The sequence below is a fragment of the Achromobacter sp. ISS7 genome, from assembly GCF_056523125.1.
The window spans coordinates 3087686-3108987 of sequence record NZ_JAWRZD010000001.1 but is presented as its reverse complement, the minus strand read 5'-3'; the positions used below and the strand labels follow the sequence as shown (position 1 = coordinate 3108987).

Sequence of the window (21302 nt, the reverse complement as noted above, 5' to 3'; positions counted from 1 at the left end):
CGGCAGGCCACGACGGGCCGGCCGCGCACAGGAGAGCGGCGCCCGGAGGCGCCGCGGAAACGTTTACGCGCAATTCTGTGACGTCTTTAAACGGGGGCGCGACCCTTTTTAGACGAGTTCGAGCGCGATCGCGGTGGCTTCGCCGCCGCCGATGCACAGCGTGGCGACGCCGCGCTTGCCCTGGGTGGCCTTCAGGGCGCCCAGCAGCGACACCATGATGCGCGCGCCCGATGCGCCGATGGGGTGGCCGACCGCGCAGGCGCCGCCATGGATGTTGACCTTGTCGCGCGGGATGCCGTGTTCCTTCATGGCGGCCATGGTGACCGCGGCAAAGGCCTCGTTGATCTCGAACAGGTCGACGTCGGCGGTCTTCCAGCCGACCTTGTCGTAGAGCTTCTTGATCGCGCCCACGGGCGCGGTGGTGAACCATTCGGGTTCCTGCGCGAAGCTGGCGTGGCCGACGATGCGCGCGATCGGCGTGCAGCCGAGCTTCCTGGCCGTCGATTCGCGCATCAGGACCAGCGCGGCGGCGCCGTCGGCATTGCCCGACGAAGAGGCGGCCGTGATGGTGCCGTTGGCGGCGAAGGCCGGCTTGAGGGTGGGGATCTTGTCGACGTTGAGCTTCTGCGGGCGCTCGTCCTGCTCGATCACCGTGTCGCCCTTCTTGGACTTGATGGTGACGGGCACGGTTTCCCATTTGAGCACGCCGTCGCGGGCGGCCTGCTGCGCGCGCGAGACAGACTCCACGGCGAAGGTGTCCTGCTCTTCGCGGGTGAAGCCGTACTTGGCGGCGCAGTCCTCGCCGAACGTGCCCATGGCGCGGCCCACCTGATAGGCGTCTTCCAGGCCATCGAGCATCATGTGGTCGTACATCGTCGCGTGGCCCGCGCGATAGCCGCCGCGCGCCTTGGTCAGCAGGTAGGGGGCGTTGGTCATGGATTCCATGCCGCCCGCCACCACCACGCCGTAGGTGTCGGCGATGATGCCGTCATGCGCCAGCATCGCGGCCTGCATGCCCGAGCCGCAGACCTTGGACACGGTGATGGCGCCCACCGACGACGGAATGCCCGCCTTGATCGAGGCCTGCCGCGCCGGCGCCTGGCCCTGGCCGGCCTGCAGCACGTTGCCCATCAGCACCGCGTCGACCTGCGCGGGCTTGAGTCCGGCGCGTTCGAGCGCGGCGCCAATGGCGATGGCGCCCAGCTCGTTGGCCGACAGCGTTGAGAATTCGCCCTGGAAGGCGGCCAGCGGGGTGCGCACGGCACTCACGATAACGATGGGATCAGACATGTGAACGCTCCTTGAAGACAGGGAAAAACCGTCAGGGGAAGATGCTTCAATGACCAATTTCCAAGGCAGTATAGACGTGGCCTTGTGCGCTGCGATAGCCGCATTGGAAGAGGTGACCCGGCCCGAATTCCGCGGTGGCCGCGCGCAGCAGGCGCAGTTCCAGGCGCTGCGCCGCCGGATCGATCCGGGTGATGGTGACGTCGGGAAAATCGAACGCCACGCGCGTGAGCGGCTGCATGCATTTGTAGAACGCCTCCTTGGCCGAGAACAGCAGCGTGGCGAACTCGGCGCGCGTCAGCGCGCCCGCGTCGAAGTGGCGCTCCTCCGGCCGCATGCAGACCGATTCGATGGCTTCGACTGCGCTGGCATCGGCGATGGCCTCGATGTCGATGCCGATCGCGCGTACGTCGCGCCGGCGCGCCACCGCCACGCCCACCAGCCGCCGGCTGTGGCTGATCGATCCGACAAAGCCGTCGGGCCAGATGGGTGAGCGGTCTTCGGCGACGCCGACCTGCGTGACGGGCGCGTCCAGCGAGGCCAGCAACTGCGCCGCCAGCCGCCGGCCCGCCTGGAATTCGGCCTGCCGGCGCTGTCCTGGAGGCAGGCCGCCGGGCGCGGTGGCGCCGGGGGTGATCCATGCCAGCCGCTGCGCCAAGCGGGCGCTTAAAGGGAGCGCGGGCAGCGGCTCGATCCGGCCGTCGGTCATGGCCGGCCGCCGCGGATGCGAGGGGCGAAAAGGGATGTCGCGAGCAGGTGCATGAAAGAAATGAAACGCCGTTGGAACGCACCGGGATACGACCGGGAAAACCCGCTTGAAACCGCTGGAAAAAGCCCATTCCAGGTGCCGAAAGCTTCTTATACACTGGCGCCTCGAAGCCCGCACGGACAAGATGCGGGCCGCCACAAAAGCGCAGCGGATTCCGTTGCGCAACGGCAAAACCGGCACGCTATCCGGGGAGACAATATGAGTGACTTTCACCTGACATTGCTCGCCTTCAAGGAATCTCCCGCGCCGCAAGTGATCTGCAGCGCGCGCAAGATCTCGGAATGCAATCACTCCTTCGCGAATCTGTTCGGCTACACGCGCAGGGAACTGGTGGGCAAATCGATTCTGCAGCTTTATCCCTCGCTGTCCGATTTTCACCAGATCGGCCAACGCTGCCTCAAACACCTGGAAAGCAATTGCTACTACGAAGACGAGCGCTTCATGCAGCATCGCAGCCGCGAGGTGTTCTGGGCGCGCGCGCGCGGCATCACCATGACGCCGGAGGACCCCTTCGACCTGATGATCTGGAGTTTCGAGCGCATCGCCGACAACTGCCTGCGCACGGCCAACCTGACGCGGCGCGAGCGGGAAATATCCGCTTACGTCGCCAACGGCCTGAGCTGTAAGGAGATCGCCATGCGGCTGGATATCTCCTACCGCACGGTGGAGGTGCATCGCGCCCGCATCATGCGCAAGCTGGACGCGAAGAACACCGCCGAACTGGTATCCAAGATCATCCTGGTCGACAACATGGCGTGACCGGCGCCGCGCGTTCCGCTTCATTTTCCCAGCATCATCTCGGGCAGGATGGTGACGATGACCGGGAAAAAGAACAGGATCAGCGTGGTGACCACCTCCATGATGACGAACCACCAGGCGCCGTGGAAGATCCGCGTCAACGGCGTCTGGCGGTCTATGCCCGCGATGACGAACACATTCAGCCCGACCGGTGGCGTGATCAGGCCGATCTCGCACATCTTCACGGCCAGGATGCCGAACCAGATCGGGTCGAAGCCCAGCGACACCACCGTGGGGAACATGATCGGCAGGGTGATCACCAGCATCGAGAAGGCGTCCAGGAACATGCCCAGGGGGAAGTAGGCCAGCAGCATCAGACCCACCACCAGCAGCGGCGGGATGTCCGAGGACACGATCACCTCGGCGATCTGCTGCGGAATCTGCACCAGGCTCAGGAACAGGCTGAAGATGCCCGCGCCCAGCATGGTGAACAGGATCATCACGGTGGTGGTGACCGCGTTGCGCAGGCTTTCGACCAGCTTGGCGCCCAGCTCGCCGCGCGCCTGCCGGGCGCACAGCAGCATGATGAACGCGGCGAACGCGCCGACCGCGGCGGCCTCGGTCGCCGTGACGAAGCCCAGGTAGATGCCGCCCAGCACGATCACGAACAGCACCAGCACCTGCCAGCCGTTGCGGACCGAGGCGACGCGTTCGCGCCAGGGGCTCTTGGGCAGCACCGTCGCGGCCATCTGCGGCGAAGCGCTGATGACGCGAATGCCCAGGATGAACACCAGCGTCGACAGCAGGCCCGGCAGCACCCCGGCCACCAGCATCTTGCCGGCCGAGACCTCGGTCAGGGCCGCATAGAAGATCAGCAGCACGCTGGGCGGGATCAGCACGCCCAGCACGCCGCCGGCCGCCACCGCGCCGGCCGACAGGCGCGGGTCGTAGCCGGCGCGCTTCATCTCGGGAATGGCCACCGCGCCCACCGTCGCCGCGGTGGCCACGCTGGAGCCGGAGGTGGCGGCGAAGCCGGCGCAGGTCAGCACGCTGGCGATGGCCAGCCCGCCCGGCATGTGGCCGACCCATTTGCGCGCCACGTCGAACAGCTTGCGTCCCACCCCCGCGTGGTGGGCGAAGGCGCCCATCAGGATGAACAGCGGGATGACGGTCAGCAGGTAAGAGGCCGACTGCGCGTAGGAATACGATTTGAGCCGGTTCAGCACGAAGGCGCTGTCCTCGACCAGGATCAGGCCGGTGATGCCCGCCAGCGCCAGCGCGGCGAACACCGGCGCGCCCAGCAGCAGGAACACGAAGATCAGGCCGGTGGCGACCAGGGTGATGGTGACGTCGTCCATGGAGGGGTTTCCCGCGGAAAGTATCAGTGCGAGGCCAGCGCCGGCGTGGCGCGGGCAACGGGTTCGGCGCGGCACAGGCTGCAGCCGGCCTGGGCCAGCATCTGCAGCGCGCCGAACCACAGGCCGATGGCCACGATGGCCTTGGTCCACCAGATCGGCACTTCGACGTAGCCCCAGCGGAATTCACGGATCTCGATCGACTCCAGCGCTTCGCTGGTGGCCGGATAGGCCAGCGTGGCCAGCACCACGGCGGCGGCGAGCCAGGCCAGCGCATCCATCCATTGCGCCACGCGCGGCGGCACCTTCTTGTGCAGCAGCGTGACGCGGATGTGGGCGTCGTCCATCTGGGTCCAGCCCAGGCCGAGGAACACGATCACCACCAGGCTCAGTTCGGACATCTCGAACACGCCCGGAATGGAATGGCCGTAGATGGCCCGCACGACGGCGTCGAGCGTGATGCCGAACATCAGGAACAGCAGGAACAGCGTGGCGATGGCGCCGAACAGGTTGTAGAGGGCGCGCAACACCACGCCCAGGCGGGAGGAATAGTCCATGGATGCTCTGCCGGTGGGCGGCCCGGCCGTTGGCCGGGCCGCGGGGGAAGGAAGCGGCCGTCAGGCCTCGGCGGCCAGTTCGTCGAAGCGCTTGAGGCTGCCCTGTTTGTCGTACTTGGCGATGGCGTTGTTCACCAGGGTCTGCATCGCCAGGCCGTCCAGGCCGGCGGGTTTGGCCACCCGGTCGACCCAGCCGTCGGTCTGGGCCGGTTGCACCAGCGCCCGGGCCTGGTCCTTCTCGGCCTGCGGCAGGGACGAGAACTTCGTCCCCTCGGCCTTGGCGGTCTTGACGTACTGGCGCGCCGCGGCCTCGTAGATGCGGGCGTATTCGCCGCCATAGATCTCGCCGACGATCTGGTCGCTGACCTGCTTGACCGGGTCGGGGAAGTTGTTCCACACGCGGGCGTTGATGATGGTCGCGGCCGGGCCGTGCGGGCCGTCGCCGATGTCGGTGAAGTACGGCGCGATCTCGTGCAGCTTGTAGGCCACCGCGGTGATGAAGTCGAAACCGTAGACGCCGTCGAGCACGCCGCGTTCCAGCGCGGTGTAGACCTCGGGCGCGGCCATCGGCACCGCGGTGCCGCCCAGGCGTTCGATGACCTCGTTGGCGGCGCCGTAGCCGCGGATGCGCTTGCCGCGGATGTCCGCGATTGAGTTGATCGGCTGGCGCGTCACCAGCGGCGCGTAGTACCAGTTGGTCCAGTACAGCACCTTGCTGTTGTAGCGGCGTTCCCATTCATCGCGCAGGGGCTGGTATTCGGCGTAGACGTCGCGGCACAGCCATTGCAGCGCGTCCGAGCGGTGCATGCGGTAGTACCAGTCCAGCCCGCGCGTGACCGGCAGCTGCGACTGGTAGTAGCCCGGCGAGATCAATGACATTTCCGACGTGCCGTCACGCACGGCCGACAGGTGCTCGCCCACCTTGTTCAGGGACTGCGCCCAGTAGCGGCGCACCTTGACCGCGCCATTGGTGCGGGTCTCCAGCTGTTTCAGGTACCACTCGTCCAGCCGCGACGGGCCCGAGGTCTCGCTGATGTAGCTGTCGAACTTGAGGGTCACCGGCTTGGCGGCGGCGGCCGCGCGGCCGGTCCAGATGGCCGGGGCCGAGGCGCCCGCCAGCAGGCTGGCCGCCTTGATGAAATCGCGTCTTCTCATGCTCTCCTCCTTGGGGGATTCCGGCTTCTGGTGCGCCGGTTGATCGGCCGGGCCTGATGGCGGCCCTAGCCGGTGGATTCGGCACTGCGCAATGCCTCGCGCAATGCGGTCTTGAGAATCTTGCCGTAGCTGTTCTTGGGCAGTTCTTCGTGGAACACGTAGCGCTTGGGCTTCTTGAACGAGGCGATCTCGCCGCGGCACCAGGCGTCCAGCTCCTCGGGCGCCAGCGTCGCGCCGGGCCGCGAGACCACGAATGCCACCACTTCCTCGCCCCATTGCGCGCTGGGGGCGCCGACCACCGCCACCTCGCGCACGCCGGGGTGGCGGGCCAGCGTCTCCTCGACCTCGCGCGGATAGATGTTGGAGCCGCCGGAGATGATCACGTCCTTGCTGCGGTCGGTCAGCGTCAGGAAGCCCGAGTGGTCGAGCCGGCCGATATCGCCCGTGCGCAACCAGCCGTCCACCAGTGTCTCGGCGGTGGCGGGGTCATTGCGCCAATAGCCCTGCATCACGGCGTTGCCGCGCACCAGCACCTCGCCCTCGGTACAGAACGGCACCGCCCGCAGCGCGGCGTCGACCACGCGCAGTTCCATGCAGCTTTGCGCGGTGCCGACCGAGGCCAGGCGCGCCGCGCGCTCGGGGTGGGCGGCGTCGGCGATCACCTCGCGCGACAGCGCGGTGATGGTCATGGGGCTCTCGCCCTGGCCGTAGATCTGCACGAAGCGCTGGCCCAGCACCGCCAGGGCCTCTTCCAGGTCGGCCAGGTACATCGGCGCGCCGCCGTAGATGATGGTCTTGATGCCGCGGCCGTCGCGGCCGCCGGCGCGCGCCTGCTCCACCAGGCGCTTGATCATGGTGGGCGCGGCGAAGAAAGACAGCGGACCGGTCTGCTCGGCCAGCGCGAGGATCTCGGCGGGCTCGAAACCGCGCGACTCGGGCACGATGTGGCGCGCCGCCTTGCGTACGTACAGCACGTGGTAGAGCCCGGCGCCGTGGGACATGGGCGCGGCGTACAGCATGCCGTCGCCGGGCTCCACGGTTTCCACGTCGACCGCGTAGCACAGCCCCATGGCCACCAGGTTGCGGTGGCTCAGCATCACGCCCTTGGGCCGGCCGGTGGTGCCGGAGGTGTAGAACAGCCACGCCAGCGCCTCGGCGGCCAGCGCCGCGGGCGGGGCCCAGGGGCCGGGCGCCGCGCAGGCGGCCGCGTAGCCGGCGCCGTCGATCTCCAGGTGGCGGCAGCCCGCTGGCAGGCAGTCCGCCGGCAGGTCGTCGAGCCGGTCGGTGAAGACCACGCTGACGTCGGCGTTGGCGGCGATCCAGCCGACCTCTTTCGGATGCAGCTTGGGGTTGATGGGCACCGCCACCGCGCCCAGCCACCAGGCCGCGTACAGCAGCTCCAGGTATTCGACGCGGTTGCGCGCGAACAGGGCCACGCGGTCGCCCGGGGCCAGGCCGTGCTCGCGCCGCAGCCAGTCGGCCAGGGCGGCGGCGCGGCGGGCGAAGTCGCGGTAGGTGGCGTGCAGTGTCAAACCGCTGTAGAGGGCCGGCCGCGCGCCGTGTTCCAGCGCGGCCGCCTGCAACCAGTTGGCGATGTTCATGCCGTCACGCCCGCACGGCTTCGAGCACCGACGCGTAGTTCGCGACGGCCATGCCACCCATGTTGAAGACCAGCCCGAGTTCGGCGCCGGGGCATTGCATGTCGCCGGCGCGGCCGGTCAGCTGGCGGTAGGCCAGGGCATGCATCGAGACGCCGGTGGCGCCCACCGGATGGCCCTTGGCCTTGAGCCCGCCCGACAGGTTGACGGGCAGGTCGCCGTCGCGCCGCACCGTGCCTTCGGCCAGCACGCGGCGGCCTTCGCCCGGCGCGGCCAGGCCCATGGCCTCGTAGATCAGCAATTCGGCGATGGTGAAGCAGTCGTGCACTTCGGCGAAGTCCAGGTCCTGCAGCTGGATGCCGGCGTCCGAGTAGGCGCGCTGCATGGCGCGGTGCGGCCCTTCGAACGCCAGCAGGTCGCGGCCTTCCAGCGGCAGCATGTCGTTGACCTGGGTGGCGGCGCGAAAGCGCACCTGGCGCGCGTAGCGCGGCGCGCGCCGCTCGCAGGTCAGGACGACGGCGGCGGCGCCGTCGCTGATGGGCGAGCAGTCGGTCATGCGCAGCGGCGACGCGATCATGGGATTGCGTTCCGAGATCGTGTTGCAGAAGTCGGCGTCCAGCTCGCGCCGCAACTGCGCCAGCGGATTGCGCAGCGCGTTGGCGTGATTCTTGGCGGCGATGGCGGCCATGACCGGCAGCGGATCGTCATAGCGTTCGGCGTATTTCTCGGCCAGGCGCGCGAACTGCTGCGGGAAGCTCATGCCGCTTTCACGCGGGTCGTTCTTGTAGCCGGCGCCGGCCAGGGCCTCGGTCACTTCCGGGGTGGTGCGCGACGTCATCTTCTCGACGCCGATCACCAGCACGGTGCCGGCCGTGCCCGATTGGATCGCGCGCAGGCCGGCGTGGATCGCCGCGGATCCCGAGGCACAGGCGTTCTCGCAGCGGGTGGCGGGCTTGAAGCGCAAGGCGGGATGCGCCTGGTGCACCAGCGAGGCGGGAAAGGCGTCGGGCACCATCCCCGCGTTGAAATGCCCCAGGTAGATGGCATCGATCTCGGCCGGGTCGACGCCGGCGTCCTCGATCGCCTCGTTGGCCGCCATCACGATGAGCTGCTCAAGATTCAGAGCGTCCAACTTGCCGAACGGCGTATGGCCGCTGCCCACGATCGAAACGCCCGAGTGATCGAACATGTCCTCTCCCCATGCACGGTGATGTGCGGCGGTGGTGTGCTTGTGCGAATCAAGTGTAGGACTGCCTCAATACGTATCTCTATACGTGCATCCACGTACGCGAATACGTAGTGGATCGCGGTTCGCGATGGCTCGTACGTACCGCGATCGCCGCCTCGCGAGCGCTGGAATCCGGCCGCGCCGAGGTGGCCATATGACGCATGAAATACGACGTAGAGGCCCGAATCCAGGCGCTTGCCGGCAAGTTCACCTGTGTTCTATCCGCTGCTTGAGACAGCCGATCGCAAGCCGGCTCGATGCGGATTTTTGCTCGAAGAAATGGGGGTGTACGTACGTGTTTGGAGGCAGTGACGCGTCTGGAATTTTCAAATCATCTGTATAAGAATTCGTCGACGCGAGCATGCGGGCGGCAGGCAACGCACTAGAAAAAAACGTGCTGCCGCCAGGGTCAGAATGTCTTTCATAGGAAGAACAGATCATGACGGGTTTCGTATCGCTTTTGGTTGGAGACGGCAGTGTCCTGGTTCGTTGCGGCGAACTGCTGATGGCTAAGGGACACCGCGTACAGGCAGTGATTTCAACGGATTTGACCGTGCGCGCGTGGGCCGCCAAGGCCGGCATCCCGCAGTACGCCCTGGAAGACGCGGTCAAGCCTGAATCCCGGTTGTCGGCCGACATCCTCTTCAGTATCGGCAACTACGCGGTGATCCCGGACGCGCTGCTCGAGCGCGTGCGGCGCATGAGCATCAACTACCACTATGGCCCGTTGCCGGAATACTCGGGCCTGCACGTACCGGCCTGGGCGGTGTACGACCGCGCCACCGACTACGCCATCACCTGGCATCGCATCGGCGAGATCATCGACGGCGGCGGCATCCTCAAGCGGGTCGCGGTGCCGATCGAATCGGCCGATACGGCCCTGTCGCTGGGCCTGAAGTGCGACGAGACCGCCATCCAGAGCTTTGGCGCGCTGGTCGACGACCTGGCCGCCGGCCATGAAAGCGAGACGCCGCAGGACCTGTCGCGGCGCCGCTATTTCTCGCGCCATTCGCAGTTCTCGGCCGAAGGCCTGATCGACTGGCACCAGGACGCGGAACAGATCGCGGCCATGGTGCGCGCCACCGACAACGGGCCGTTCAGCAGCCCGCTGGTGTGGCCCAAGGCGCTGATCGACGGCCGCGTGCTGGCCGTGCGCAAAGTCAGCATCGAGGCGCGCGCCGCGGGCGCGACGCCGGGCGATGTGGTGGCGGCCGACGCGTTCGGCGCCAGCATCGCCACCGGCAACCGCGCGCTGCGCCTGGAGGCGCTGTGCACGCTGGAAGGCGAGGACGTCGCCATCGCCGACCTGGTCAGCGCCGGCAGCCTGCAGGCTGGCGCGCGACTGGCCTCGGTCAGCGAGCAGGCCCGCGCCCAGGTCACGGCCGCCGGCACCGCCGCGTCAGGGTCGACGGCCTACTGGCGCGGCCAATGGACCGCCTGGCAACCCTATCGCCTGCCGTACGCGCGGCCGGCGGCGGCCGAGACCAATACGGCGCCGATCGTGGGCAAGCTGCCCGCCGCGCCGCAGGGCGCGAGCCGTGAGCAGGCGTTCATCGAACAGGCCGTGGGCGGCCTGTGCACCTTCCTGGCGCGCGCCTCGGGCGCGGCCGACGTCCACCTGGCGGTGGCGCTGCCGCGCGCCGAGGTGGCAGCGGACTGCCGCGACGTGTTCTGCGCGTGGGCGCCGGTGCTGGCGCGCCTGGATACGTCGGCGGCGCTGTCGGCCAACCTGGCCGCCGTCGCGGGCGCCCTGGCGCAGGCGCGCCAGCATGGCCTGATCCGGCGCGACCTGATCGGCCGCGACGCCTCCCTTGCGGCGCGCCATGCGCGCGGCGAATTGACGCCGGACGTGCTGGTGTCATGCCAGGTGCCGGCGGCCTATGCGGCGGACGAAGACCGGCCGGCGCTGGAATTCGTGCTGCTGGCCGGTAGCGAAGCCTTTGAGCTGCATTTCAATCCGCGCAAGATCGCGCGCCGCACCGCGGCCCAGCTGGCCGCGCAGGTGGCCGACTGGTGCCGCCGCGTGCCGGCCTCGGCCGATCGCGCGCTGGGTGACGTCGAGGCGCTGTCGGCGGGCGAGCGGCAATCGCTGCTGGAGCAGTTCAACGCCACCGGCGACGCCGCCACGCTGGGCGCGGTGGTGCATGAACTGTTCGAGCACGCCGCCGCCCAGCACGAGGGCAGGGTGGCGCTGCGCTGCGCCGACCAGGCCATGTCCTATGGCGAACTGAACGCCGCCGCCAATCGGGTGGCCGGCGTCCTGCGCGCCAAGGGCATCGGCCGTGGCCAGCTGGTGGGCGTGTGCCTGGACCGTTCCATCGACATGGTGGTGGCGCTGCTGGCCGTGCTGAAGACGGGCGCCGCCTACGTGCCGGTCGACATGGCGTTCCCGGCCGAGCGCATCCGCCAGATGCTGGAGGCCGCCCAGCCCGCGCTGCTGATCGCGCCGCCGGCGGCGCGCGACGGCAGCCTGAGCGCCTGGGCCGAACGCTGCCTCGACCTGGGCGCGGCGCTGGCCCAGGCCGGCGACGACAGCGCCAACGCGCCGCGCGCGGCGCAGGCCGACGACCTGGCCTACGTCATCTTCACGTCGGGATCCACCGGCAAGCCCAAGGGCGTGGAAGTCACGCACGGCGCGTTGGGCAACTTCCTGCTGTCGATGCGCGCCGCGCCGGGCTGCGAGGCCGACGACAGCCTGCTCGCGGTGACCACGATCTCCTTCGATATCGCGGCGCTGGAACTGTTCCTGCCGCTGATCAGCGGCGCCAGCGTGGTGATCGCGCGGCAGCAGGAAAGCCTGGACGGCCAGACGCTGCTGGACCTGATGCGCCGCCACGCCGTCACCATGATGCAGGCCACGCCCACCACCTGGCAGCTGCTGCTGCAATCGGGCTGGCCGCGCGCCGTGTCGCTCAAGCGCCTGCTGTGCGGAGGCGAAGCCCTGCCGCGCGCGCTGGCGGATGAACTGCTGGCGCGCGCCGAGTCGGTGTGGAACATGTACGGCCCGACCGAGACCACCGTCTGGTCCAGCGTCTGGCAGGTGCGGCCGGGCGAGGACATCGTCATCGGCCAGCCCATCGCCAACACCCAGTTGTACGTGCTGGACGCCAACCTGGCGCCGGTGCCGGCCGGCTTTGCCGGCGAGCTGTGCATCGGCGGCGCCGGCGTGGCGCGCGGCTATCACAAGGACCCGGCGCAGACGGCGGCGCAGTTCGGCGCCAACCCGTTCGCGCCCGGCGCCCTGTACCGCACCGGCGACCTGGCCTGCTTCAAGGAACCGGGCAGGCTGGTGGTGCTGGGCCGCAACGACGGCCAGATCAAGCTGCGCGGTTTCCGCATCGAGCTGGGCGAGGTCGAGGCCGCCGTGGCCAGCCACGACGACATCGGCCGCGCCGTGGTGGTGGGCCGCAACGACCAGCTGGTGGCCTACTGCCTGCGCAACAGCGCCCCGGTCAGCGCCGGGCAGGACCGCCGCGCCGAGACCACTGCCGTGACCGAATGGCGCGACGTCTGGGACCGTGCCTACGAGCCCGGCGCGGCGGATCCCACCTTCAATACCGCCGGCTGGCACAACAGCTATGACGGCCTGCCGTTCGCCGCCGACGAGATGCGCGACTGGCAGCAGCGCACCGTCGACCGCATCCTGTCCACCGGCCCCGAGCGCGTCTTCGAGGTCGGCTCGGGCACCGGCCTGGTGCTGTTCGGCGTCGCGCCCAAGGTCGCCCAGTACCGCGCCATCGACGCCTCCAGCCAGGCGGTCGACCAGATCAACCGCCACCTGGGCGGCTTGCCGCAGGCCTCGTGCGAACACCGCCTGGCCAACGACCTGCCCGAGGTGGCGCCGGGCAGCTTCGACACCGTGGTCATCAACTCGGTGGCGCAGTACTTCCCCAGCGCGGGCTATCTGCTGTCGGTGCTGGACTGGGCCACCCAGGCGGTGACCGAGGGCCGCATCTTCGTCGGCGACGTGCGCGACCTGTCGCTGCTGGAGGCCTTCCACGCGGACGTGGCGAATTTCCAGGGCCTGTGCAGCCTGTCGGCCGACGAACTGCGCCGGCGCGCCCAGCGTGGCCTGCGCGCGGAACGCGAGCTGGCGCTGGCGCCTGAGTTCTTCGCCAACCTGCCGGCGCTGTATCCGCGGATCTCGCGCGTCGAAGTGCTGCTGCGCGACGGCGCCTACGTCAACGAGATGTCGCGCTTCCGCTTCGACGTCATCCTGCACATCGGCGCGCCGGCCGCCGGCCGCGCCAAGCCGCAACGCCTGGTCGCGCTCGACTGGCGCGGCGACGGGCTCGACCTGGCGGCGCTGGCGCGCAGCCTGGGGCAGGGCGGCAAGCCGCTGGCCATCGCCAACATTCCCAATGGCCGGTTGGCCGACGTGCACCAGCGCGTGGGCCACGTGCTGGAGGCCAAGGCCACGGCCGAACCGGGCCAGTGGGTCGACCCGCGCGACCTGGCGCAGGCGGCCGAGGCGGCGGGCTACCGCATGGCCATGTTGCCGAGCCGCTCGCGCGACATCTGGGCTTTCGACGCCGTGTTCTGGCCGGCGGGCGAACAGCCCGACCTGACCTGGCAGGCGCCGCGGGCCGCCGATCGCGAAGCGCTGGCGCGCCTGGCCAACCAGCCGGCCGCCGGCGCCCCGCCGCGCCCGGCGCTGCAACGCGTGCTGCGGCCGTGGCTGGAAGCGCGCCTGCCGGGCTACATGATCCCCGACTTCTTCGTCGAGCTGGACGAGTTTCCGCTGACGCCGAACGGCAAGATCGACCGCAAGGCGCTGCCCGAGCCCACCGAGGTGATGCTGGAGCCGGCGGTGCAGCCCACCAACGAGCTGGAACAGCAGTTGCAGGCGGTCTGGGCCGAGGTGCTGGGGCACGACCGCATCGGCATCAACGACAGCTTCTTCAAGATCGGCGGCAATTCGCTGCGGGTGGTGCGGGTGCAGGCCGAGCTGCAGAAGCTGCTGGGCCGCAATGTGTCGACCTCGACGCTGTACGAGCACTTCACCATCAAGGACCTGGCCGCGCACCTGGCCGGCAACAGGAAGGCCGCGCTCAACACGCCCAAGCGCCGCAACGCGCTGGCCGACGAGCCCATCGCCATCGTCGCGATGGCCTGCCGCCTGCCGGGCAACGTCAACAGCCCCGAAGACCTGTGGAACCTGCTGGAGCGCGGCGGCGACGGCATCGTCGAAGTGCCGCGCGAACGTTGGGACGCGGCGGCCATCTATGACGCCGATCCGGACGCGCGCGGCAAGTCGTACTGCATGCGCGGCGGCTTCGTGACGCCGATCGACCTGTTCGACGCGCCGTTCTTCGGCATTTCGCCGCGCGAGGCGCGGGCGCTCGATCCGGCCCAGCGCATGATGCTGGAAGTCACCTCCGAGGCGATCGAGCAGGCCGGCTATTCGATGGACCAGCTGCGCGGCAGCCAGACCGGCGTCTTCATCGGCATCGGCAAGGGCTACCACGAGTACGGCTTGGCGCTGGCTGGCGGCCTGGCCGACCTGGACGGCTATGTCGGCACCGGCTCGGCCGGCAGCACCATGTCCGGCCGGGTCTCGTACGTGCTGGGCCTGGAAGGGCCCAGCATGACGGTGGACACCGCCTGCTCGTCGTCGCTGGTCACCACCCACCTGGCCTGCAATGCCTTGCGCCAGGGCGAGTGCGACCTGGCGGTGGCGGCCGGCGTGACGCTGATGCTGTCGCCCGACCTGCACGTGGAATTCAGCCGCCTGCGCGGCATGTCGCCGGACGGCCGCTGCAAGTCGTTCTCGTCCAGCACCGACGGCACTGGCTGGAGCGAAGGCGCCGCCGTGGTGGTGCTCAAGCGCCTGTCGGACGCGCAGCGCGACGGCGATCCGGTGCTGGCGATCCTGCGCGGCACCGCGGTCAACCATGCCGGCCACAGCGCCAGCCTGACCACGCCCAGCGGTCCCGCGCAGCAGCGCGTGATCCGCCAGGCGCTGGCCATGTCGGGGCTGCAGCCGTCGGACATCGACTACCTGGAAGCGCACGGCACCGGCACCAAGCTCGGCGACCCGATCGAGGCCAACGGCCTGGCCGCCGTGTTCGGCGGCAGCCACACGGCCGAGCGGCCGCTGTGGGTCGGCTCGGTCAAGTCCAACCTGGGCCACACCCAGGCGGCGGCCGGCCTGGCCGGCGTCATGAAGGTGGTGCTGGCCATGCACCACGACAAGCTGCCCATCACGCTGCACGTGGTCGAGCCGACCCCGGCGGTCGACTGGGCCGCGGCGCAGATGGCGCTGGTGCAGCAGGAACAGCCGTGGCTGGCGGGCGAGCGCCCGCGCCGCGCCGGCGTCAGCTCGTTCGGCATCGGCGGCACCAACGCCCACGTGGTGGTGGAGGAACCGCCCAAGGCCGCCGCGCCGGCCCGCGCCGCCAAGCCGGCGGCGACGCCGGAGTCGCTGCCGTTCGTGCTGTCGGCCTTCACCGTGCCGGCGCTGCGGGCGCAGGCCGACAAGCTGCACCTGCACATGGGCATGAACATCCAGGATCGCTTCCTGGACGTGGCGACGTCGCTGGCCACCACCCGCACGCACTTCCGCAAGCGCCTGGTGGTGTTCGCCAAGGGCAAGTCCGACCTGCTCGACGCGCTGGCGTCGTACGGCCGCACCGGCGAGGTGCCGGCGGGCGCCGTCAGCATGGTGGATGACCGCGACCGCGAATGCCGCCTGGCCCTGCTGTTCACCGGCCAGGGCAGCCAGCTGCCGCGCATGGGCCACGGCCTGTACCAGTCCAACCCGGTGTTCCGCCAGGCGCTGGACGACATCGCGCAGCGTTTCACCACGCTGGAAAAGCCGCTGCTGGAGGTGATGTTCGCCGAGGCAGGCAGCGACGACGCCGCCTTGCTCAACCGCACCGACTTCACCCAGCCGGCCCTGTTCGCGCTGGAGGTGGCGTTGTGGCGGGTGTGGGAAAGCTGGGGCGTGCAGCCCGAGCTGTTGCTGGGCCACAGTATCGGCGAGATCGCCGCCGCCCATGCCGCCGGCGTGTTCGACCTGGACGACGCCTGCCGCCTGGTGGCTGCGCGCGGCCGCCTGATGCAGGCGTTGCCGGCCGGTGGCGGCATGGCCTCGCTGGAGGCCAGCGCGGCCGAGGTCGAGGCCGCCCTGGCGGCGCTCGGCCTGGCCGCCAAGGTCTCGCTGGCCGGCCTGAACGCGCCGCAGCAGACGGTGGTGTCCGGCGACATCGGCAGTATCGAGCAGGTGGTGGCGCACTTCAAGCAGCAACAGCGCAAGGCCAAGCGGCTGGAGGTCTCGCACGCGTTCCACTCGCATCTGCTGGAACCGATGCTGGGCGCCTTCCGCCAGGTGGCGCAGTCGCTCAACTACGCCACGCCGAAGCTGGCCCTGGTCAGCAGCCTGACCGGCGAAATGGCCAGGCGCGGCGAGATGACGCAGCCGGAATACTGGGTGCAGCAGGCACGCCAGGCGGTGCGCTTCAACGCCGGCATGCGCACGCTCCACCAGCAGGGCATCAATGCCTTCCTGGAACTGGGTCCGCAGCCGGTGCTGTCCGGCATGGGCGCGGCCTGCCTGGCCGACGACGGCCCGGTGACGTGGGTGACCTCGCTCAACCCGGCCAAGGACGAGACCCAGGCCATGCAGAAGGGCCTGGCCGAGCTGCACGTGCTGGGCGCGGCGGTGGACTGGCGCGGCTTCTTCGCCCCGTATGGCGGCGAACGGGTCAAGCTGCCCACCTACGCCTTCCAGCGCGAACGCTACTGGCTCGAGCCCATGCCCACTCGCGCGGTCGGCGCCGGCCTGAACGACGCCAACCACCAGCTGCTGGGCGGCGGCGTGCAGATCGCCGGCACCGACATGACGATGTTCACGACGGTGGTGGCGGCCGACGAACCGGCCTGGGTGCAGGAGCACCAGGTGATGGACGCGGTGCTGATGCCGGGCACGGCGTTCTTCGAGGCGATGCGTGCCGCGGGGCGGCAGGTCAAGGGCCAATGGGACCTGGCCGATGTGATCATCCTGGCGCCGATGGTGCTGGCGCCCGGGGTGTCGCTGCGCATGCAGATCACGGTGGGCGCGGAATCGGGCGGGGCCCGCACGGTGCACGTCTACAGCGCGCCGGAGTCGGACGACGCCGGCGAATGGCAGCTGCACGCCGAAGGCAAGCTGGTGCCGGCCCAGGCCGCGCGCCAGGATTCGGTCGAACTGCCGCCGCCGGATGGCGATCCGATCGACGTGGCGGCGCTCTACCAGGACCTGCATGAACTGGGCTACGGCTACGGCCCGACGTTCCAGGGCATCAATGCCGCCTGGCACGTGGACGGCGATGTCTGGGCGCGGGTGGCGCTGCCGGAGGCCGCGGTCTCGTCGGCCATCCGCTATGGCCTGCATCCCGCGCTGCTGGATTCGTCGATGCACTCGCTGCTGCTGACCCAGCGCCTGAAGGCGCAGGTGGGCGACGATGTGTTCGTGCCGTTCGAGGCCGAACGCCTGTCGGTCTGGAAGGACGGCCTGGCCGAGGTCTGGGTCAAGGTGGCGGAATTCGAGATGGGCGAGGGCGAGTTCTGGGCTTCGCTGGACCTGTACGACACCAGTGGCGAGCACGTCGGCCGGCTGCAGCGCCTGCATGCGCGCCGCATCGACCGCGCGGCGCTGCGGCGCCTGGCGTCGGCCGGCATCGACCGCTTCCTGTTCCGCACGGAATGGCTGCCGGTCGAGGCGCAGGAAACCGTGTTCGGCGGCACCTGGGGCTTGATGGGCGGCAGCGGCACGCCGTGGGCCGACGAGGTGCGTACCCGTCTGATGCAGGCGGGGGCGCAGGTTGTCGACATCGCCCAGTTGAACGAGGCCGAGGCCTGCGATGGCGTGATCCAGCTGTGGGGCGGCGATGGCCAGGTGGTCGAACCGTCGCACCGCCAGGCCGCCAGCGCGCTGGTGCAGGTGCAGGAACTGGCGCTGGCCGGCTTCGCCAAGCCCGTCATCTGGTTGACGCGCGGCGCGGTCGGCACCAGCAGCGACGATCCGGTGTCCGATCTGGGCGCCAGCCCGTTGTGGGGCCTGTTGCGCACGGCGCGCAACGAGCATCCGGAACTGGCTCTGCGCATCGTCGACCTGGGCGAGACCGCGGCCGACCTGGACACGCTGGCCGCCGCGCTGGCGCTGGAGGGCGAACCCGAGTGCGCGCTGCGGGGCGCCAAGGTGCTGGCGCCGCGCCTGAAGAAGGCACCCGCCAACGCCGGCCTGGTGTTGCCGGCCGAGGGCAACTGGCGGCTGGAGATCGCCACCAAGGGCCGCCTGGACCAGCCGCTGTCGGTGAAGACGCTGGTGGACGAGCCGCTGGCGGCGGGCGAGATCCGCGCCGCGGTCAAGGCCACGGGCGTGAACTTCCTGGACGTGCTGAACGCCCTGGGCATGGTCGAGATCCCGGCGTTGGGCCTGGAGTTCGCCGGCGTGGTCACCGAAGTCGGCAGCGCCGTCAAGCACCTGAAGCCGGGCGACCCGGTGCTGGGGCTGGCGCGCGGCGCCTTCGGTTCCGCCATCGTGGTGGACGCGCGGCAAGTCGTGGCCAAGCCCGACAACCTCAGCTTCGAGGAAGCCGCGACCATCCCTATGACCTTCCTGACGGCATGGTATGGCCTGCACGTGCTGGGCAATATGCAGCCCGGCGAGCGCGTGCTGGTGCATGCCGCGGCCGGCGGCGTGGGCATGGCGGCGGTGCAGCTGGCGTTGCTGCATGGCGCCGAGGTCTACGGCACCGCCAGCGAACCGAAGTGGCCGGCGCTGCGCAAGCTGGGCCTGGCCGATGACCATATCGGCACCTCGCGCAGCCTGGACTTCGCGCAGACCTTCGCCGAGACGGCGCCGGGCCGCGCGTTCGACATCGTGCTCAACTCGCTGGCGCGCGAGTTCATCGATGCCAGCTTCGCCATGCTCAAGCCGGGCGGCCGCTTCCTCGAAATGGGCAAGATCGACCTGCGCGACCAGGCCTGGGTCGAGGCCAACCATCCGGGGGTGACCTACCGCGTCTACAACCTGCCCGAGGCCGGCGTCGAGCGCATCCAGGAAATGCTGGGCGCCATCGCCGCGCTGTTCGCCGAGGGCAAGCTCAAGCCGCTGCCGCTGCGCACCTTCCCGCTGGACAGTGCCTCCGACGCGCTGCGCTTCATCGCCCAGGCCCGCCACGTGGGCAAGGTGGTGCTGGTGCCGACGCAACGCCGCGGCATGGTCGATCCGGACGGCGCGGTGCTGGTCACCGGCGGCCTGGGCGGCCTGGGCCGCTACGTGTCGAAGTGGCTGGTGCAGAACCACCAGGTGCGCGAGCTGGTGCTGACCTCGCGCAGCGGCATGCGTTCGCCGGATGCCGAGGCCTTTGTCTCCGAGCTGGCCGAGCTGGGCGCCCGCGCCACCGTGGTGGCGTGCGACGCGGCCGATGCCGAGGGGCTGCAACGGGTCATGGGCGAGTTCGGCGAAGGCCGGCCGCTGCGTGGCGTGGTGCACGCGGCGGGGGTGCTGGACGACGGCATGCTCGCCGGCCAGACGCCGGAACGCTTTGACACCGTGCTCGCGCCCAAGGTCGACGGCGCATGGCACCTGCACCGCCTGACGCAGGACCTGCCGCTGGACTTCTTCGTGCTGTTCTCGTCGATCTCCGGCGTGACCGGCACGCCGGGCCAGGGCAATTACGCCGCCGCCAATACCTTCCTGGACGCGCTGGCGCATCACCGCCGCGCCAAGGGCCTGGCGGCGACCTCGGTGGCCTGGGGCGCCTGGGACGGGCAGGGCATGGCCGCGCGGCTGAGCGACGCCGACAAGACGCGCTTCAGCCGCCAGGGCATGGAGGCGCTCGGCCCGACCGAGGCGCTCGACCTGTTCGAGAGCGCCGTGATGAGCGATGCGCCGATGGCCGTGGCCGCGGCGCTCGACCTCGGCCGCCTGCAACGCACGCTGGAGGACAACAACGGCGGCAGCGCGCCGGCCCTGTACCGTGAGCTGTTCAGCCGCGCGGCGGGCGCGCGCGGCGCGGGCGGCGGCGGGGGCGGCGGCGCCGGCCTGCGCAAGCTGCTGGTGGAGACCGCGGTCGAGCAGCGCGAGGCCGCGGTGCTGGAAGCGGTGCGCGCCGAAGTGGCCAAGGCGCTGGAGTTCTCCTCGCCGGAGGATGTGGACGTCAGCCTGCCGTTGCAGGATATCGGCATCGACTCGCTGACCGCGGTGCTGCTGCGCAACCAGCTGTCGGACATGACCGGCCTGGCCTTGCCCGCCAAGATTGCCTTCGACCATCCCAACCTGCGGGCGCTGAGCCAGTTCCTGCTGGAGAAGCTGACCGAGGCGGGGCTGGACAGCCAGGAGGCCTCGGCCGAGGCTGGCGCGACGGCCAAGGAGGCGGCCGGCGGCCGTCGCCTGGACGATCGCGTGGCGCGGCGCGGCTACCTGGAGCCGGAATTGCAGTTCGACAACGTCATGACGATGGAGGCGGAACCGGAAGCGGTGTTCGTCACCGGGTCCACCGGTTTTGTCGGCGCCTTCCTGCTGCACGAACTGCTGCGCGCCAACATCATCGCCTATTGCCTGGTGCGGGCCGACGACGCCGAGAAGGCCATGGCGCGGCAGGTGGAGATCCTGCAGAAATACGATCTCTGGAAGCCGGAATACGCGGCCCTGCTGAACCCGGTGGTCGGCGACCTGACCCAGCCGCTGTTCGGCCTGTCCGAGCACGAGTTCGACCAGCTGGCCGGCCAGGTGGACGCGATCTGCCATTCGGGCGCGCTGGTCGACTGGATGCTGCCGCTGGACAACTACCTGGCGCCCAACGTGGTCGGCACGCACGAGGTGCTGCGGCTGGCCTCGCGCGGGCGCGGCAAGACGGTGCACTTCGTCTCGACCGCCGCGACGCTGCCGCGCCACCAGGGCTACGAGGTGTCCAAGGATGAGCGCGAGTACGGCTACCTCAGCTCCAAGTACATGGCCGAGCAGATGGTGGCGGCGGCGCGCTGGCGCGGGGCGCGGGCCTCGATCTACCGCCTGCCGTTCGTGGGCGCCAGCGCCACCAGCGGCCATTTCCGGCTGGACCGCGGCGACTTCCTGCACAACCTGATCTCGGGTTGCATCGCCATGGGCAGTTTCCCGCTGCTGGGCTCGGACATCGGCGGCGTGCTGCCGGTGGACTACCTGGCCGGGGTGATCGCCCAGGTGATGACCCGCGACCAGGACCGCATCGGCCAGGACTACGACTTCGCCAACCCGCAGGCGCCCGGCTTCAACAGCCTGGTGCAGTACATCCGCGGCGCGGGCGTGCAGGTCGGCAGCGTGCCGTTCGAGCAGTGGAAGGACGACGCGCTGGCGTACGCGCAGGCCAACCCCAAGAGCGCCATCGCGCGCATCGCGGCGGTGCTGGACGGCCTGGGCGTGCAGAGCGACCTGGAGCAGATGTTCGATTGCTTCCCGGTGGGGCGGCAGGTATTCGGCGGCGAGGTCTATCCGTGCCCGCCGGTCGATGCCAGGCATGTCCAACCCTATGTGGAGCGGATCGTGGCCGCCATGCCGGCCGCGCAGCAAGCGCAGGAGTTGTCGCCGGTATCCCAGCCGGCTTGAGCAAGTTCGACCCGTCGCCGGGGCAGCGCCATCCAGGCGCTGCC

The 21302-nt window shown here is 69.8% G+C and carries 9 protein-coding genes; 2 read left to right on the top strand and 7 right to left on the bottom strand.

Going from position 1 to position 21302, the window contains the following annotated elements:
• Positions 1 to 108: 108 nt before the first annotated feature.
• The gene (locus AC1HFW_RS13935; protein WP_479283904.1) at positions 109 to 1290 is read right to left on the bottom strand and encodes an acetyl-CoA C-acyltransferase; all 1182 of its coding nucleotides are present in this window, start codon (positions 1288 to 1290) and stop codon (positions 109 to 111) included.
• Between the two features lie 46 nt (positions 1291 to 1336).
• On the bottom strand, positions 1337 to 1996 hold the full coding sequence (locus AC1HFW_RS13930; protein ID WP_006390081.1) for a 4'-phosphopantetheinyl transferase family protein: 660 nt from the start codon (positions 1994 to 1996) through the stop codon (positions 1337 to 1339).
• Between the two features lie 51 nt (positions 1997 to 2047).
• Between AC1HFW_RS13930 and AC1HFW_RS13925 the strand changes: the two genes are divergently transcribed.
• Positions 2048 to 2815 (top strand): LuxR family transcriptional regulator, encoded by a 768-nt coding sequence (locus AC1HFW_RS13925; RefSeq protein ID WP_238890258.1) that lies wholly within the window; start codon positions 2048 to 2050, stop codon positions 2813 to 2815.
• A gap of 20 nt (positions 2816 to 2835) precedes the next feature.
• Here AC1HFW_RS13925 and AC1HFW_RS13920 read toward each other — a convergent pair whose 3' ends face one another.
• The 5 genes from AC1HFW_RS13920 to AC1HFW_RS13900 form a co-directional block, all read right to left on the bottom strand.
• Entirely contained in the window at positions 2836 to 4152 is a 1317-nt protein-coding gene (locus AC1HFW_RS13920) for a TRAP transporter large permease (RefSeq protein WP_061074029.1), read from the bottom strand.
• Between the two features lie 23 nt (positions 4153 to 4175).
• Positions 4176 to 4706 carry a TRAP transporter small permease subunit gene (locus AC1HFW_RS13915; RefSeq protein ID WP_479283901.1) on the bottom strand — a complete coding sequence of 177 codons (531 nt, stop codon included), beginning with the start codon at positions 4704 to 4706 and terminating at the stop codon, positions 4176 to 4178.
• A gap of 60 nt (positions 4707 to 4766) precedes the next feature.
• Positions 4767 to 5861: a TRAP transporter substrate-binding protein gene (locus tag AC1HFW_RS13910; protein WP_006390077.1), complete on the bottom strand. Its 1095-nt coding sequence runs from the start codon at positions 5859 to 5861 to the stop codon at positions 4767 to 4769.
• A gap of 65 nt (positions 5862 to 5926) precedes the next feature.
• Positions 5927 to 7462 carry a class I adenylate-forming enzyme family protein gene (locus AC1HFW_RS13905; RefSeq protein ID WP_241073405.1) on the bottom strand — a complete coding sequence of 512 codons (1536 nt, stop codon included), beginning with the start codon at positions 7460 to 7462 and terminating at the stop codon, positions 5927 to 5929.
• A gap of 4 nt (positions 7463 to 7466) precedes the next feature.
• Positions 7467 to 8648, bottom strand: a complete 1182-nt coding sequence (locus AC1HFW_RS13900) for an acetyl-CoA acetyltransferase (protein ID WP_006390075.1) — start codon at positions 8646 to 8648, stop codon at positions 7467 to 7469.
• A 592-nt stretch (positions 8649 to 9240) separates the two neighbouring features.
• On the opposite strand from AC1HFW_RS13900, the gene AC1HFW_RS13895 reads away from it, so the two are divergent.
• Positions 9241 to 21258, top strand: coding sequence for an amino acid adenylation domain-containing protein (locus tag AC1HFW_RS13895; protein ID WP_479283900.1), 12018 nt, complete (start codon positions 9241 to 9243; stop codon positions 21256 to 21258).
• Positions 21259 to 21302 lie beyond the last annotated feature (44 nt).

Bases quoted from the DNA above. Each gene is read 5' to 3' on its own strand.
- AC1HFW_RS13935 (WP_479283904.1), bottom strand. From the start codon at position 1,290: ATGTCTGATCCCATCGTTATCGTGAGTGCCGTGCGCACCCCGCTGGCC.
- AC1HFW_RS13930 (WP_006390081.1), bottom strand. From the start codon at position 1,996: ATGACCGACGGCCGGATCGAGCCGCTGCCCGCGCTCCCTTTAAGCGCC.
- AC1HFW_RS13925 (WP_238890258.1), top strand. From the start codon at position 2,048: ATGAAAGAAATGAAACGCCGTTGGAACGCACCGGGATACGACCGGGAA.
- AC1HFW_RS13920 (WP_061074029.1), bottom strand. From the start codon at position 4,152: ATGGACGACGTCACCATCACCCTGGTCGCCACCGGCCTGATCTTCGTG.
- AC1HFW_RS13915 (WP_479283901.1), bottom strand. From the start codon at position 4,706: ATGGACTATTCCTCCCGCCTGGGCGTGGTGTTGCGCGCCCTCTACAAC.
- AC1HFW_RS13910 (WP_006390077.1), bottom strand. From the start codon at position 5,861: ATGAGAAGACGCGATTTCATCAAGGCGGCCAGCCTGCTGGCGGGCGCC.
- AC1HFW_RS13905 (WP_241073405.1), bottom strand. From the start codon at position 7,462: ATGAACATCGCCAACTGGTTGCAGGCGGCCGCGCTGGAACACGGCGCG.
- AC1HFW_RS13900 (WP_006390075.1), bottom strand. From the start codon at position 8,648: ATGTTCGATCACTCGGGCGTTTCGATCGTGGGCAGCGGCCATACGCCG.